Annotated in this window: 15 protein-coding genes; 1 reads left to right on the top strand and 14 read right to left on the bottom strand. The window is 72.1% G+C overall.

Annotated features, from left to right (window positions below):
- Window positions 1-55: 55 nt before the first annotated feature.
- The 5 genes from FY030_RS03240 to gatC all read right to left on the bottom strand — a co-directional run bounded on the left by FY030_RS03240 (window position 56) and on the right by gatC (window position 4,974).
- Window positions 56-586 carry a SixA phosphatase family protein gene (locus FY030_RS03240; protein ID WP_158060262.1) on the bottom strand — a complete coding sequence of 177 codons (531 nt, stop codon included), beginning with the start codon at window positions 584-586 and terminating at the stop codon, window positions 56-58.
- Between the two features lie 29 nt (window positions 587-615).
- Entirely contained in the window at window positions 616-1,491 is an 876-nt protein-coding gene (locus FY030_RS03235) for an NAD(P)-dependent oxidoreductase (RefSeq protein ID WP_238348525.1), read from the bottom strand.
- A gap of 95 nt (window positions 1,492-1,586) precedes the next feature.
- Window positions 1,587-3,137 carry an Asp-tRNA(Asn)/Glu-tRNA(Gln) amidotransferase subunit GatB gene (gatB, locus tag FY030_RS03230; RefSeq protein ID WP_158060260.1) on the bottom strand — a complete coding sequence of 517 codons (1,551 nt, stop codon included), beginning with the start codon at window positions 3,135-3,137 and terminating at the stop codon, window positions 1,587-1,589.
- Window positions 3,134-4,669 carry an Asp-tRNA(Asn)/Glu-tRNA(Gln) amidotransferase subunit GatA gene (gatA, locus tag FY030_RS03225; RefSeq protein ID WP_158060259.1) on the bottom strand — a complete coding sequence of 512 codons (1,536 nt, stop codon included), beginning with the start codon at window positions 4,667-4,669 and terminating at the stop codon, window positions 3,134-3,136. The genes gatB and gatA overlap by 4 nt, the downstream gene beginning before the upstream one ends.
- A gap of 8 nt (window positions 4,670-4,677) precedes the next feature.
- Window positions 4,678-4,974 carry an Asp-tRNA(Asn)/Glu-tRNA(Gln) amidotransferase subunit GatC gene (gatC, locus tag FY030_RS03220; RefSeq protein WP_158060258.1) on the bottom strand — a complete coding sequence of 99 codons (297 nt, stop codon included), beginning with the start codon at window positions 4,972-4,974 and terminating at the stop codon, window positions 4,678-4,680.
- 147 nt (window positions 4,975-5,121) lie between these two features.
- Here gatC and FY030_RS03215 point away from each other — a divergent pair, with 147 nt between their 5' ends.
- Window positions 5,122-5,928 (top strand): hypothetical protein, encoded by an 807-nt coding sequence (locus tag FY030_RS03215; RefSeq protein ID WP_158060257.1) that lies wholly within the window; start codon window positions 5,122-5,124, stop codon window positions 5,926-5,928.
- Here the strand turns inward: FY030_RS03215 and FY030_RS16720 are convergent.
- The 9 genes from FY030_RS16720 to FY030_RS03170 all read right to left on the bottom strand — a co-directional run bounded on the left by FY030_RS16720 (window position 5,903) and on the right by FY030_RS03170 (window position 15,498).
- Window positions 5,903-6,328, bottom strand: a complete 426-nt coding sequence (locus tag FY030_RS16720; RefSeq protein ID WP_238348524.1) for a glutaredoxin domain-containing protein — start codon at window positions 6,326-6,328, stop codon at window positions 5,903-5,905. The two genes, FY030_RS03215 and FY030_RS16720, sit on opposite strands and share 26 nt — an antisense overlap.
- Before the next feature lie 12 nt (window positions 6,329-6,340).
- Window positions 6,341-8,560 (bottom strand): NAD-dependent DNA ligase LigA, encoded by a 2,220-nt coding sequence (gene ligA, locus FY030_RS03205; protein ID WP_158060256.1) that lies wholly within the window; start codon window positions 8,558-8,560, stop codon window positions 6,341-6,343.
- Between the two features lie 121 nt (window positions 8,561-8,681).
- A complete protein-coding gene (locus tag FY030_RS03200) occupies window positions 8,682-9,704 on the bottom strand; it encodes a uroporphyrinogen decarboxylase/cobalamine-independent methonine synthase family protein (protein ID WP_238348523.1) in 1,023 nt (340 codons plus the stop codon).
- Window positions 9,705-9,718: 14 nt separating this feature from the next.
- Window positions 9,719-10,261 (bottom strand): hypothetical protein, encoded by a 543-nt coding sequence (locus FY030_RS03195; protein WP_158060255.1) that lies wholly within the window; start codon window positions 10,259-10,261, stop codon window positions 9,719-9,721.
- A 142-nt stretch (window positions 10,262-10,403) separates the two neighbouring features.
- Window positions 10,404-11,507 (bottom strand): tRNA 2-thiouridine(34) synthase MnmA, encoded by a 1,104-nt coding sequence (gene mnmA, locus FY030_RS03190; protein ID WP_158060254.1) that lies wholly within the window; start codon window positions 11,505-11,507, stop codon window positions 10,404-10,406.
- On the bottom strand, window positions 11,507-12,715 hold the full coding sequence (locus FY030_RS03185) for a cysteine desulfurase family protein (protein ID WP_158060253.1): 1,209 nt from the start codon (window positions 12,713-12,715) through the stop codon (window positions 11,507-11,509). Before FY030_RS03185 ends, mnmA begins: the two co-directional genes overlap by 1 nt.
- A gap of 62 nt (window positions 12,716-12,777) precedes the next feature.
- A complete protein-coding gene (locus FY030_RS03180) occupies window positions 12,778-13,737 on the bottom strand; it encodes an electron transfer flavoprotein subunit alpha/FixB family protein (protein WP_158060252.1) in 960 nt (319 codons plus the stop codon).
- A 36-nt stretch (window positions 13,738-13,773) separates the two neighbouring features.
- Window positions 13,774-14,565: an electron transfer flavoprotein subunit beta/FixA family protein gene (locus FY030_RS03175; RefSeq protein WP_158060251.1), complete on the bottom strand. Its 792-nt coding sequence runs from the start codon at window positions 14,563-14,565 to the stop codon at window positions 13,774-13,776.
- 129 nt (window positions 14,566-14,694) lie between these two features.
- A complete protein-coding gene (locus FY030_RS03170) occupies window positions 14,695-15,498 on the bottom strand; it encodes a hypothetical protein (RefSeq protein ID WP_158060250.1) in 804 nt (267 codons plus the stop codon).
- Window positions 15,499-15,585: the final 87 nt, after the last annotated feature.

The raw sequence follows: 15,585 nt of genomic DNA, 5'->3' as shown, positions 1-15,585 counted from the left end.
GGTCGTCGCGCTCTGACCGTACCTCACCTGAACGATGTCTGAAAGGGGGGGTCGATCAGTGCCCTTCTGCGCGACCGGTGTGCAAGGCGAGAAGACGGGATTCCCCGGTATGCAGCTCAGCCCACTCTCCGGGCACCTCCAGCACGGCTGCGGTCGCCGTAGGAAAGCCCCTGGTGACCTGGTGCACGAGCCCGCCTGCGGACCGAGGGCCCGCCAGGTCGCCCGCCGCCCCGGACATCACCGGTTCGTGACCCACCACCCAGAGCACCTCAGGTGCGTCCGACACCTCGCGGATCGCGGCCAGGACGCCGTCGGTCCCGCCGTCGTAGACCCGACGCTCTGGCCAGACCCGATCCGCACCGCCAGTGTCCTCCCCCAGGGCCCGGCGCAGGGCGTCCCACGTCTGCTGTGCCCGCTCGGCTGTCGAGACGAGGACGTGGTGCGGCCGCAGTCCCTGTTGGGCGAGCCACCGGCCGAGCTCGGTCGCGTCGGCCCTTCCCTGCGCGGTGAGGACCCGCTCATGGTCCCCTCGAGGATCGGCGTCCACAGCCTGCGCGTGCCGGACCAGGACCAGTCGGTGACTCATGGTCACGGACCCTAACCGCGTCGTGCGGGCTACGGCACGACGAGGTGCTGCAGGCGCCCGGTGTCTCGGTATGCGGTGAGCTGGTGGTGCAGGTAGCGCGCCATCCGGGGCATCGAGGCCGGGGAGGCACCACCGATGTGCGGCACGACGAGGACCCCGGGGGTGGACCACAGGGGGTGCCCGTCCGGCAGCGGCTCGGGGTCAGTGACGTCCAATGCCGCGCGCAGCCGCCCGGAGGCGCACTCGGCGACGAGGGCGTCGGTGTCGACCACCCCACCGCGGGCGACGTTGACGACGAGGGCGCCGTCGGGCAGGGCCGCCAGCGCTTGCTCCCCCACCAGACCGGCCGTCCGCTTGCTGAGCGGCACGCTCACGGCCAAGATGTCGGCCCGCGGCAGCAGCTCGGACAGCCGGTCGATGCCGTGGACCTGGTCCACCAGGTCGTCGCCCGGCTTGTCCGTGCTGGCCACGGCGAGCACCTCACACTCGCTGGCGAGCAGTCGTCGGGTCAGCGCCCGGCCGATCCCGCCGTACCCCAGCACCAGGACCGTGGAGTCGGCCAGCGAGCGCCACGGCATACCGCCCGGGGTTGAGCGGTGCCAGGTCTGCGCCTGCTGGGAGAGCACATGCTGGGGCAGGTAGCGCTGGGCGGCGAGCATGAGCGCCAGCGCCAGCTCGGCGGTGGCGGTGTCGTGCACCCCGACCGCATTGGCCAGGGCGACCCCGTCCGGCAGGTGGGGCAGCACGTGCTCGTAGCCGGCGGAGGACAGCACCACCGAGCCCAGCCCGGGGATCTCGTTGAGCCGTTTCAGCCACGGTCCAGCGATCATCGGGAGCGCCAGTACGTCGACATCCCCGCCGCCGCCGGGCACCGTTCCGGTGTCGCGGGGGTCGTAGAAGCGCACCTGGACACCGTCGAGCGGAGGCAGCAACTCGCGCAGCTCCTCCGGGACGGCCGCGACGGGAGGCCGGGGACGAGGTCCTGTACCAGTGATGGCGATCAGCCCTCGACCTCGAGCGTGGACAGGATCAGCTCGCGCGCCCGGGCGGCGTCCGCCTGCCCGCGCATCTGCTTCATCACCTGACCGATGAGGGCACCGACCGCCTGGACCTTGCCGCCCTTGATCCGCTCCACCACCTCCGGGTTGGCCTCGAGCACCGTGTCGACCGCGGCCTGCAGGGCTGAGTCGTCCTGGACCAGCTCCAGCCCGCGGGCGTCGGCGACCTCCGTCGGGGTCCCCTCGCCGGCGAGCACACCCTCAAGGGCCTGCCGGGCCATCGAGTCGTTGAGCCGGCCGCTGGTGACCAGGGCGTCGAGCTCGGCGATGTGCTCGGGGGTCACGCCAAGGTCGGTGATCGCCACGCCGTCGGCGTTGGCCCGGCGCGCGAGCTCGCCGGACCACCACTTGCGAGCTGCTGCAGGCGAGGCGCCGGCGGCCACCGTCTCCTCGATGGTCTCCACCGCGCCGGCGTTGACGACGTCGCGCATCTCCAGGTCCGTGTAGCCCCACTCCTGCTGCAGGCGCCGGCGACGCTGTGCGGGGGGCTCGGGCAGGGTCGTCCGCAACCGCTCCACGTCCTCGCGGCTGGGCGCGACCGGCACGAGGTCGGGCTCGGGGAAGTAGCGGTAGTCGTCGGCGTCGGACTTCGGCCGGCCGGCCGTGGTGACGCCGGTGTCCTCGTGCCAGTGCCGCGTCTCCTGGAAGACCCTCTCGCCGGCGTCGAGGATCGCCGCGTGGCGGGTGATCTCGTAGCGGACGGCCCGCTCCACCGAGCGCAGCGAGTTGACGTTCTTGGTCTCGGTGCGGGTGCCGAAGGTCTCAGCCCCGATGGGCATTAGCGAGACGTTGGCGTCGCAGCGCACATTGCCCTGCTCCATCTTCACCTCGGAGACGTCCAGCGCCTTGAGCAGGTCACGCAGGGTGGCGACGTAGGCCTTGGCCACCTCCGGTGCCCGGTGACCGGTGCCGGTGAGCGGCTTGGTCACGATCTCGATGAGCGGGATGCCGGCCCGGTTGAAGTCGACCAAGGAGTGCTCCGCCCCGTGGATGCGGCCGGTGGCACCACCGACGTGGGTCGACTTGCCGGTGTCCTCCTCCATGTGCGCGCGCTCGATCTCAACGCGGTAGGTGAAGGCCTCACCGGTCTCGCTGGCCGGGACCTCCACCTCCAGCCAGCCGTTGAACGCGATCGGCTCGTCGTACTGGCTGGTCTGGAAGTTTTTGGGCATGTCCGGGTAGAAGTAGTTCTTCCGGGCGAACCGGCACCACGAGGCGATCTGGCAGTTCAGCGCCAGCCCGATCCGAATGGCCGACTCCACCGCGGCGGCGTTGACCACGGGCAGCGCTCCAGGCAGGCCCAGGCACACCGGGCAGGTCTGGGTGTTCGGCTCTTCCCCGAAGCCGGTCGCGCAGCCGCAGAACATCTTGGTGGCAGTGTTGAGCTCGACGTGGACCTCCAGGCCCATCACCGGCTCATAACGGGACAACGCGTCCTCATAGGACGGCAGGGTCCCGGGCGCCGGGTCGTGCGGGCGGGTGGAGACGGTCATGACCTCACCTCGATCTCGGGAGCCTTCTCGAAGACGTAGCCGTCCTGGGCCACCCGCAGGGCCTCCTCCAGCGCTGCGCCCACGGCATACAGACGCTGGTCCTCCATGGCGGGGGCGAGGATCTGGATGCCGACGGGCAACCCGTCCTCCTTGGCCAGCCCGGAGGGGATGGACATGCCGGGGACGCCGGCCAGGTTGGCCGGGATGGTGGCGATGTCGTTGAGGTACATCGCCATCGGGTCCTGCATCTTGTCGCCGATCCGGAACGCCGTCGTCGGCGCGGTCGGGCTGACCAGGACGTCAGCCTGCTCGAAGGCGGCCTCGAAGTCCCGCGCGATGAGCGTGCGGACCTTCTGGGCCTGGCCGTAGTAAGCGTCGTAGTAGCCGCTGGACAGCGCGTAGGTGCCCAGGATGATGCGGCGCTTGACCTCGTCGCCGAAGGCCTGGTCGCGGCTGGCGGCCATCACCTGCTCGGCGCTGGGGCTGTCATCGGGGGTGGTTCGGGCGCCGTAGCGCATCGCGTCGTAGCGGGCCAGGTTGGAGCTGGCCTCGGAGGGCAGGATGAGATAATAGGCGGCCATCGCGTAGACGAAGTGGGGGCAGGAGACCTCCACGATCTGGGCGCCCAGCGCGCGCAGCTGCTCCAGGGACTCCTCAAAGCGCTGGATGACGCCGGGCTGGAAGGCCGAGCCCTCGCCGGTGTCGCCGATCTCCCGGACCACGCCGACTCGCAGGCCGGTCAGGTCTCGGGTGCCGGTCGCGGCGGCCACCACGGGCGGGACGGGGGCGTCGATGCTGGTGGAGTCCAGGGGGTCGTGACCGCCCAGCACCTCGTGCAGCAGCGCCGCGTCGGCGACGGTGCGGGCGCAGGGACCGATCTGGTCCAGCGAGGAGGCGAGCGCGATGACGCCATAGCGGCTCACCCCGCCGTAGGTCGGCTTGACGCCGACGGTCCCGGTGACGGCGCCGGGCTGACGGATCGAGCCGCCCGTGTCGGAGCCGATGGCCAGGGGGGCCAGGAAACCGGCGACCGCCGCGGAGGAGCCACCGCCGGAGCCGCCGGGTATGCGGTCCAGGTCCCACGGGTTGCGGGTGGGGCCGAAGGCGGAGTGCTCGGTGGAGGAGCCCATGGCGAACTCGTCCATGTTGGTCTTGCCGAGGATCGGCATCCGGGCGGCCCGCAGTTTGCCGACGATCGTCGCGTCGTAGGGCGGGACGAAGCCCTCCAGCATCCGGCTGCCGGCGGTGGTGGTCAACCCCTTGGTGCAGGCGATGTCCTTGACCGCGATGGGCACCCCCGCAAGCCGTGGCAGCTCCTCGCCCCGGGCGCGGGCCTCATCGACCTCGCGGGCCGTGGCCAGGGCACCCTCGGCGTCGATCAGCAGGAAGGCGTTGAGGCTGGGGTTGTACCGCTCGATGCGGTCCAGGTGGGCCTGGGTGAGCTGGACCGAGGTCGCCTCGCCCGCGGCGAGGGCATCGGCCATCTGCACGGCGGTGAGCCGGGTCAGGTCACCGGTGGTCGTGGTCGTCATACCGGCGTTCACTCCTCGTCCAGGATGCGCGGGACGCCGAACCGGCCGTCATCCGCCGCCGGGGCGTTCGCCAGCGCCTCCTCCTGGGACAGGCTGGGCCGCACCTCGTCGGGCCGGGTGACGTTGACCAGGGGCAGGGGGTGGGACATCGGCGGCACGTCGTCAGCGGCGACCTCGTTGACCTGGCCGACCCAGTCGACGATCTGGTCGAGCTGGCCCGCGAGGCGGTCTAACTCGTGGTCCTCGAGCTGGATGCGCGCCAGCATGGCGACGTGCGCGACGTCGTCGCGCGAGAGGTTGGACATGCGGGCCAGTCTAGGTCGCCTTCCGCACCGGTTCGGACCTCTCCCCCGGCCCTGCCGACCAGAGGTGCCGCGTGCCCGCGCCGTCCCGCCCGGAGGACGCCCACACCACCCGGCGTACCTGCTTGACAGCAGGAGGAGCATGAGCCTGTGCCTCAGTCCCAGACCCACGAACCCGGCCCGGACGACTTCCGGGCACTCGCGCGCAGCTCTCCGTGGCTGTTCGCGACGCTGCACTGGCGGCACGGCCGGGTTGAGGCCTGGCTGGACCGGCCGTCGGGGCGCGTCACGGTCCGCGACGCGGATGGCCGGGTCGAGGTGGCCGAAGGGGCGCCCTACAGCACCTCGCGGCTGAGTCTCCCGCTCGAGGACGGGGAGGCCGCCCCTGATGAGGCCCATCCCGCCGATCCTGTGGTCCTGGCCGGTGGTCGCCTCGGGACGCACTGCTCCGCGGCCGACGACGGCGTGGTGCGACGGGCCGACGGACTGGTGTTGGCGCGGCCGCGCGACTGGCACTACGAGCACGGCGACCCGATGTGGGGCAACTACCTCTGGACCGCGATGCTGGACCCGGTCGAGCTCGCCGACGGCGTGGAACCGGACGCTGACCTGCCCCCGCAGGACGTCCCCGGAGTGCTGGTCAGCGAGGTCCAAGATGTCACGCACCGGGGCCGTCGCACCTGGCAAGCCATCTGCCGGCCCGTCGTCGACGCCTACGACCCGCGGTGCGGGTGCTGCCCGCTGCTCGACAGCGTGGCCAGCCGGCTGCAGGAGTACGGACCCGACGACCCCAACCTGGTGACGGACGGCCTGCCGACGGCCTACCTGGTCAGCCTGGACCTGCGCACCGGGATCGTCGTGGACGTCTCCCCGCTGGACGGGACCACCGGCTCCAGCCTGACCAACGAGATCTACGCGGTCGACGAGGCGCTCAGCCCTCCGCCAGCCGGTCCCTGACCAGTGCCGGGTCCGGGTTGGTGTGTGGCGTGCCGTCGATGACGACGGTCGGCACGACCTCGTTGCCGTCGTTGACGCTGCGCACGAAGGCGGCGGCCTCCTCGTCCTGCCAGATGTTGACCCAGACGGCCTTGTCGCCGTCGGCCCCGAGGCTGGACTTCAGCCGGGCGCAGAAACCGCACCCGGGCCGCCAGTAGATGACGACCTGACGCTCGCTGTCGGGCATGGCCAGGACCTCCTGATGGGTAGTGGTGCGGCCGCCCCGGAAGGGGGCAAGCCACCAGACGAGCAGCAGCCCGCCGACGAGGTAGACGGCGGCCAAACCGTAGTCGCCGTCGCGCACCGCGAACCCGGCGACGACCGCCACGAGGGCGAGCATCGGGACCCACAGCCAGCGCATAGCTGCAGTGTGTCAGACCTCGTCGGGCTGACCGGTCGCCAGCAGCCGGACGAACTGCGCCTCGTCCAGGATCGGCACGCCCAGCTCCTCGGCCTTGTCGGCCTTGGACCCGGCGTTGGCGCCCACGACGACGTAGTCGGTCTTCTTGCTCACCGATCCGGCAGCCTTGCCGCCGCGGGTGATGATCGCCTCCTTGGACTCGTCGCGAGAGAAGCCCTCCAGGGACCCGGTGACCACGACGGTCAGGCCCTCCAGGGTCCGCCCCACGGACTCGTCGCGCTCGTCGGCCATGCGGACACCGTCGGCAGCCCATCGGTCCACGATCTCGGTGTGCCAGTCGACCGCGAACCACTCCTTGACCGACTCGGCGATCACCCCGCCCACGCCCTCGGTGGCCGCCAGCTGCTCCACCGACGCTGAGCGGATGGCGTCCATCGAGGCGAACTCGGTGGCCAGAGCGCGCGCCGCGGTCGGGCCGACGTGCCGGATCGACAGCGCCACCAGCACCCGCCACAGCGGCTGACGCTTAGCCTGCTCCAGGTTGTCGACCAGCTTCTGGCCGTTGGCGGAAAGCACGCGGCCGTCCACGACGGCGCCCTCGGGATCGGTCCGCTTGGCCGTCCGGGTGTAGAGGGGCACGCGCCGCACATCCTCGGCGGTGAGCGAGAAAAGGGTGGCCTCGTTGGTCAGCACGCCGGCCTCCAGGAGTGCGTTGACCCCCTCCCCGCCCAACGCCTCAATGTCGAAGGCGCCGCGGGAGGCCAGGGAGTAGAGCCGCTCGCGCAGCTGCGCCGGGCAGGACCGGGCGTTGGGGCAGCGGATGTCCTTGTCCCCCTCCTTCGCAGGTGCCAGCTCGGTGCCGCACGAGGGGCAGTAGGTGGGCATGACGAAGGCTTGCTCGGAGCCGTCGCGCAGGTCCACCACCGGGCCGAGGATCTCGGGGATGACGTCACCGGCCTTGCGCAGCACCACGGTGTCGCCGATGAGGACGCCCTTGCGCTCGACCTCGTGCTGGTTGTGCAAGGTGGCCCGCTCCACGGTCGAGCCGGCCACCAGCACCGGCTCCATCAGGCCCCAGGGCGTGACCCGGCCGGTGCGGCCGACGTCGACCCGGATGTCCAGCAGTTTGGTGGTGACCTCCTCGGGCGGGTACTTGTAGGCGATCGCCCAGCGTGGGGCGCGGGAGGTGGAGCCGAGCCGGCGTTGGACGGCGACCTCATCCACCTTGACCACGACCCCGTCCAGCTCGTGCTCCACGTCGTGCCGGTGCTCGCCGTAGTAGGTGGCGTAGTCCCGGACCTCCGCCAGGGACGAGAGCACCGTGGCCCGGCCGGAGACCGGGAGTCCCCAGGCGGCCAGCAGCTCGTAGGCCTGCGACTGGCGGGTGATCTCAAAGCCCTCCCGGGCGCCGATGCCGTGCACGAGCATCCGCAGGCCGCGCTGGGCGGTGATGCGGGGATCCTTCTGCCGCAGCGAGCCGGCGGCGGTGTTGCGCGGGTTGGCGTAAGGGGCCTTGCCCGCCTCGACCAGCGCGGCGTTGATCTCCTCGAAGACGCTCACCGGCAGGTAGACCTCGCCGCGCACCTCGACCAGCCCTGGCACCGGCACCGGCTCCACCTCCTCTGCCCCGCCCTCGACCACGGCGGCCTCCTCGGCCACCCCCTCAGCTTTCTGCTGCTCCGGCGCCCGCAGCTGGAGGGGCACGCCCTCGATGGTGCGCACGTTGAGCGTGACGTCCTCCCCCGTCCGCCCGTCACCCCGAGTGAGAGCCCGGACCAGCCGCCCGTCCTCATACAGCAGGTTGACAGCAAGACCGTCGATCTTCAGCTCACACAGGTAGTGCACCTCGGCGCCCCCGGCGTCCCGCTCGACCCGCTCGGCCCAGGCGTCCAGCTCCTCCAGACTGAAGGCGTTGTCGAGGCTGAGCATCCGCTCCAGGTGGTCGACCGCCGTGAACTCGGTGGAGAAGGTTCCCCCCACCACCTGCGTCGGGCTGTCCGGCGCCCGCAGCCCCGGGTGCTCCTCCTCCAGCGCCTGCAGCTCGCGCAGCAGGGCATCGAACTCTGCGTCGCTGACCGTCGGCGCGTCCTTGACGTAGTAGGCGAACTGGTGCTGGCGGATCTCCTCGACCAGCTCGACCCATCGGTGCCGTGCCGGCTCCGGGATCTCCTCACCGTCAGGGCGGGGGGGTGCCTCGGTCTCCGTGGGGCTCTGCTCGCTCACGCTGACCATCTTCGCAGCCGGCTCCGACACTTCGCGCTGTGGCAGAAGGTGTCCCGTGGAGCAGGCCACCAGCGGGCACTGTCACGGGACATCATTCGCGGCGGAGGGTCAGGGCCGAGTCACCGGGAGGTCAGGACCGCGCCGTCTCGGCCAGTCGGGCCGCGAGCTCCACGGCCCGCCGGGTCGCTGTGCGCGCACCGTCCGGAGTCACCCCCGCCAGCCCGCACGGGGGGATGACGCCTACCTCGCCCAGGTCGCGCACGGGCAGGCCCAGCTCGGACCAGACCCGGCGCAGCGGCTCGGCAGCCTCGGCGGCGTCGAGGTCCATCCCGGCCCAGAGCCGGACGCCCGCCTCGTGGGCGACGGCAACCTGCTCCCACCGGCGCCCGTCCAGGCGGGCCAGGTCGAGGGCGAGGAAGCGCGCCCCAGCCCCGACCAGCACGTCCACAGGTGGGTCGTCGGCGCAGCAGTGGGCGCCCCGGTCTGCGGCGGCGGGCTGGTCCAGCACCCGACCCAGAGCCGTCTGCGCCTCCTCCCGCTCAGGCGTGCGCAGGGTCCGGTAACCGCTCTCGGACCGGATCCGGCCGGCGAACACCGCGCTGAGCGAGGGCTCGTCCACCTGCAGGACCACCTGAGCCCCCGGGATGAGTCGACGGACATCGGCCACGTGGGCCGCCACGCCCTCGGCGAGGGACTCGGTCAGGTCCCGGGTGGCCCCCGAGTCGCTGAGCACCTTGTCCCCCAGCGGCTTCCACAGCGCGGCCGCCATCGTCCACGGGCCGACCACCTGCACCTTGAGCGGACCGGCATACCCGTCGAAGGTTTCGGCGAGCTCGTCAAGATCCTGGCGCCACAGCGACAGCGCGCGCTCCACGTCGCGACCGGGGCGGTCGACGAGGCGCCAGCCCTGCGGTTGCAGGTCGACGGGAAGGTCGACCAGCAACTGGGCGGTGCGGCCGATCATGTCCGCGCCCGGGCCCCGGGCAGGCAGCTCGGCCAGGTAGGGCAGCGCGACGACACCATCCGGGGCCTGACCGGAGGCCAGCTCCCCGCGCAGCACCCGCAGCGCCTCGCGCACGTCCTGGCCGGGCCAGGAGCCGACGCCCGTGGCCACCACCCCGGTCAGGACAGCTGCCCCCGGCGGCCCACTCACCTGCGCTCCCGCGCTCAGCGGCGAGCGCGGGCGGCGAAGAAGGCGCTGGCGTCCGGGCGCCAGAGCAGGACCACGACGGCCAGGGCGAGCGCGCCGGTGACCACGGACAGCACCATGGACAGGGTTCCGCCCGCCGCGCCGCCGGGCACCAGCGCGGTGCCGAACAGCCCCACGAGGGTCACCAGCACGCCCAGGACACCGAGGATGGTGGCCACGATCCGGGCCCAGCCGATGCCCTTGCCGTTCAGCCAGCCCATGAGCGCCCAGAGGGCGGCCCCGACCACCGCGGCGACGATGCCGCTGATCATCCCGAACTGCATGGCGGCGTCGAGCGAGGCCTCGTCGGTGGCCTGGCCGGCCGCCTCGAGCTGGTTGCGCAGGGTCTCGCGCAGCCCGTCCCGGTCGACGAACAGGCTGAGCAGGCCGCTGACCAGCGTGATCGCGGCGCCGCCGTACATCAGTTTCTCCGCCAGCGCGACGCTGCCGGGCTTGGCCGCCGTCGGGCCCGGGGCCCCGTGACCCTCGGTCGGCATACCGGGTGCGGGCTCGTAGCTCATTGTGTCCCCTGTTCCTTCATCGACGATCGTCAGTGGGCCGACCCTGGGGTCGGCGATGGACAGGGTAACCCGCCGCGGGGCCCCGGGCGGGGAACATGCCCGGTATGCCGCCCAACTGCTCAGGACGTATGCCGTCCGGTGCTCACGCCCTGCGCCCGCTGCCACTGATGGTCGAGGACCCCACCACGCGGGTGCCGTCGTAGAGCACCACCGACTGGCCGGGGGCGACGCCGCGGATGCGCTCGTCCAGGTGCACGGTGAGCCGATGCTCCCCGTCGACCCGGGCGGTGGCGGGGTGCTCCTGGCCGTGCGCCCGGATCTGGGCGCCGACCCGGACCTCGCCCGTCGGCGCAGGGCCGCACCAGCGCAGGTGGTCGCCCTCGATGACGTCGACGCCGAGCAGCTCCTCCGGCCCCACCACCACGGTGTTGGAGCGGGTGTCGGTGGCCACCACGTATCTCTTGGAGCCGTCGGCCGGGGGCACCTTGAGCCCCAGCCCACGGCGCTGCCCCACCGTGTAACCGTGGGCGCCCCCGTGCTCGCCGAGGACCTGGCCCTCGTGGTCGACGATCGGGCCGGGGCGCTGCCCGAGTCGGGCGCCGAGCCAGCCGCGCGTGTCGCCGTCGGCGATGAAGCAGATGTCGTGGGAGTCCGGCTTCTTGGCCACGGCGAAGCCCCGCTCGCGGGCCTCCAGCCGGATCTGCGGTTTGGTGGTGTCGCCGAGCGGGAAGAAGGCGCGCGCCAGCTGCCCATCGGTGAGCACGCCGAGCACGTAGGACTGGTCCTTGGCCATGTCCACTGCCCGGTGCAGCTCCCGGCGCACTCCCTGCCGCCCGGCGGGGTCCGGCACCTCGACCACCTGGGCGTAGTGGCCGGTCGCCACCGCGTCGAAGCCCAGCGCCAGCGCCTTGTCCAGCAGCGCGGAGAACTTGATCTTCTCGTTGCAGCGCAGGCAGGGGTTGGGGGTGCGGCCGGCGGCGTACTCCGCGGCGAAGTCGTCGACGACGTCGGCCTTGAACCGCTCGGCCATGTCCCAGACGTAGAACGGGATGCCGAGCCGGTCCGCGACGCGCCGGGCGTCGCCGGCGTCCTCGATGGTGCAGCAGCCGCGGGCGCTCTCGCGCAGGGTTGCCGCCGACTGGGCCAGGGCGAGGTGCACCCCCACGACCTCGTGGCCGGCGTCGAGCATGCGGGCCGCGGCGACCGCGGAGTCCACGCCCCCGCTCATGGCGGCGACGACGCGCATCAGGAGGCCGCCCTGGCCAGGCGGGCCCGCTGGAGAGCGTCCGGCAAGGCCGCGAGCAGGCGGGCGACGTCGTCCTCGGTGGAGGTGCGTCCCAGCGAGAGCCGCAACGCCCCACGCGCCCGGTCCTCGGGGATGCCGCAGGCGAGCAGCACGTGGCTGGGGCGGGTGACGCCGGCGGTGCAGGCGGACCCGGCCGAGCAGGCGATGCCAGCGGTGTCGAGCAGGTAGAGCAGGGCGTCGCTGTCGGCTCCGGGGACCTGCAGGTGGGCGTTGCCGGGCAGGCGGCGGGTCGTGTCGCCCGACGCCCACGGCCCGCTCACCACGATGCTCGGGTCCAGTCCGAGGGCGCCCTCGATGATGCTGTCCCGCAGGGCGGCCACCCGGGTGGCGTGCTCGGCGCGGTGCTCCACGGCATACCGGACGGCGGTGGCGAGCCCGGCGATCGAGGCGACGGGGAGGGTCCCCGGGCGCAGGCCGCGCTCCTGGCCGCCGCCACGCAGGGCGGGCTCGGGCTTCTGTCCTCGGGCGGCGAGGAGCAGGCCGACGCCGACCGGGCCACCGATCTTGTGCCCCGTCAGGGCCACCAGGTCGGGGGCGCTGCCGCTGCCGAGACCGGCGAGGGGCAACTCGACCTGCCCGAGTGCCTGGACCGCGTCGGTGTGCAGGGGTACGCCGACGGCACGGCATACCTCGGCCAGGGCGGGGATGTCCTGGACCGTGCCGATCTCGTTGTTGGCCCACATCACCGAGACGACGGCGACATCGGCCGGGCCCTCGCCCTCCTCGAGCGCGGCCTGCAGGGCCTGAGGGGTGATGACGCCCTCGGAGGTCGGCTCCACCCAGGTCACGCGGGCGCCGTGACCGGCAACGAGGTGCTCCACGGAGTCGAGGACGGCGTGGTGCTCCAGGCCGGTGGTGACCACGCGCGTGCGGTCGGGGTCGGCGGCGCGCCGCGCCAGGAACGAGCCGGTGACGGCGATGTTGTCCGACTCGGTCCCGCCGGAGGTGAAAACCACCTCCGTGGGGTGGACACCGAGGGCCTCGGCGATGTCCTCCCGGGACTCCTCGACCGTGCTGCGCGCGTGGCGACCGGGGCCGTGGGTGGACGAGGCGTTGCCGACCTGGCCCATGACGCGGGCCACGACCTCCACGACCTCGGGGAGCACCGAGGTCGTGGCGGCGTGGTCAAGATAGGTGGTCGTGCTCACGCCATCCAGGGTAGGTGAGGAGGACGTGATCTCCGGCACGACCGGGCAGATCGACCAGGCGCTCAGCCCTTGCGCTGGTTGACCGCGTCCGTGGCCTGGGGCAGGACGGTGAACAGGTCACCGACGATGCCGTAGTCGACCAGCTCGAAGATCGGGGCCTCGGCGTCCTTGTTGACGGCCACGATCGTCTTGGAGGTCTGCATGCCGGCCCGGTGCTGGATCGCCCCGGAGATGCCGGCGGCAACGTACAGCTGGGGTGAGACCTGGACACCGGTCTGGCCGATTTGGTGGGAGTGGGGGTACCAGCCCGCGTCGACCGCGGCGCGCGAGGCGCCCACGGCCGCGCCCAGACTGTCGGCGAAGGCCTCCACCGGGCCGAAGTCGCCCCCGGTGCCGCGCCCACCGGAGACCACGATCGCGGCCTCGGTCAGTGCCGGGCGACCGCTCTGCTCCTTGGCGGTGCGGCCGGTGATCCGGGCCGCCTTGGCCGCCTCGGAGACCTGCACCGAGACCCGCTCGACCGCCGGGGCCGACCCGCCGGTCTCCTGCGCGGGGATGCTGTTGGGCTTGACCGCGATCACCGGGCTCCCCGTGGCGACCTGGGAGACCACGGTGTAGTTGCCGGCGAACACCGACTGGGTGGTGCGCACCCCACCGTCGCCGGGCTGGACATCCACGGCGTCGGTGATCAGACCGGAAGAGGTCTTCAGGGCCAGCCGGCCCGCGATCTCCTTGCCGTCGTTGGTGGACGCGACGAGGACCGCGGCCGGGGAGCGCTGGGCGACCAGGTCAGCCAGCAGCTCGGCCAGGGGCGCCACCAGGTAGTCGGTGAGCCCGGGGTCGTCGGCGACCAGCAGGCTCGTCGCGCCATAACGGCCCAGCTCCTCGGCCGCGGCGTCCCCGCCGGCCCCGACCCACACCGCAACCGGCTCACCCAGGCGGGCGGCCGCGGTGAGCATCTCGAAGGTCGCCTTGCGCACCTGCCCCTCGACGTGGTCGACCAGCACCAGCACATCACTCATGTCGTCTTCTCCTTCTGCAGTCTGTCGGGCAGGCTTTCAGGCGAAACGCCGGGAGGCGAGGAACTCGACGAGCTTGGCTCCGCCGTCGCCCTCGTCGGTGACGAGCTCGCCGGCCTGGCGCGGCGGTCGCGCCTCCGCGCTGACCACGCTGGTCCAGGAGGCACCCAGTCCCACCTCGGAGGGATCCACGCCCAGGTCGGCCAGGCTCCACTCCTCCACCGGCTTCTTCTTGGCCGCCATGATCCCCTTGAACGAGGGGTAGCGGGGGTCGTTGATCTGGTCGGTGACCGAGACCACGGCCGGCAGGTTGGCCTCCACCGTCTCGGTGACGGCCTCGTTGTGGCGGGTGATCCGCGCCATGCCGCCCTCGACGGCCAGCTCGGAGGCCCAGGTGACCTGCGGCATGCCCAGACGCTCGGCGAGCATCGCCGGGAGGACCGACATCGCGCCGTCGGTGGAGCCCAGACCAGTGAGAACGAGATCGACACCACCGCCCTCAACTCCGATCTTCTCGATGGCCTTGGCCAGCACCAGCGAGGTCGCCACAGCGTCAGAGCCGGCGATCGCCACGTCGTTGACGTGCACGCCCTTGTCGGCGCCCATCTGCAGACCCTTCTTGACCGCTGCGACGGCGTCGTCCGGGCCCATCGTCAGCACGGTGATCTCCCCCTCACCGGCCTGCACGATCTTCAGGGCCTCCTCCACGGCATACTCGTCCAGCTCGGAGAGCAGGCCGTCCACCGTCTCGCGGTCGGTGGTGTGGTCGGTCTTGAAGGTGCGATCGGCCTGGGCATCCGGCACGTACTTCACACACACGACGATGTTCACGTCTCACGTCCTCGTTCGAAAGGTTGTGGGTCGATGTCCATCTTCTCACCTGCCTTCCCCTCCTGATGCAGCCGCCCGCCCCGACGGTGGTGGTCGGGGCGGGCTGCGGTATGCGGTCCGATGGGGTCGTCAGGACAGCCTGGCCACCAGCAGGCTGAAGCCGACCATGGCGACGGTGAGGACTGGGAACATCAGGAGCGTCAGTCCACCGAACCAGTCGAGCCTGCGCCGGGCCGGCCGCCCCTCGCCGGGGCCCAGGATCGGGTCCTCGAGCTGGCCGGCGGTCCGGCTGCGCCACTCCAGCAGGGTCCCCAGGGCCAGCGTCGTGACGCCGACCGCCACGGTGGCCCCCGCCGGAACGTGCGCCACCGGGGTCCGCAGGAAGACGAACGCGGCGACCATGGCGGCGAAATGCAGGACGAACAGCCCCAATGTGGACCATGGCCGGCGGAGCACAAACCGCAAGAAGGGCTCGGACGCCAGGTGCAGGAGCGCAAACGCCACGACCACCAGCCCGAGCGCCACCAGATGGCCGACCGTCAGCGCCAACCGCCCGTCCCCGTCGATCCAGGCCTGGACCCCGAACAGGGTGAGCAGCATACCGGCCAGGCCGAGTCCTGAGCCCAGGATCCAGGAGAGATCCCGGTCATCGTCGACCCGCCGCGTGGAGGCCGCCTCCCGTGCGTAGGCCACGGGGTCGCCGAAGGCCTCGTGGACGCTCTCACCGGACTCGGCGACGTGGCTCTGGACCAGGGCGAGCGCGTCGCCGATGCGGTCCCCAGGGACCCCGAGCAGCCGTTGCTCAAGGACGAAGTCCTCGACCCAGGCCGGCTCGACGCTCGGGGCCAGGCGGAGGTGGTCGGTGGTGCGCGAGTGGGTCTCGGTGACGGCGCGAGGGTCACCTTCGGTGGGCCTCTTGGCAATGCTGTTCATGGTCGTCTCTCTCTGGGCCGGCGGGCCGGGTCGGCCACGCGGGTGGTATGGGGTGCGGTGGAGCAGTGTCCGATGCGGTGGTGGGGC

Origin of the sequence: Ornithinimicrobium pratense, assembly GCF_008843165.1 — a bacterium.
GTDB classification, from domain to species: Bacteria; Actinomycetota; Actinomycetes; order Actinomycetales; family Dermatophilaceae; genus Ornithinicoccus; species Ornithinicoccus pratensis.
Note: the sequence above shows the minus strand (reverse complement) of the source record. Positions and strands in the feature narration are given on the sequence as shown.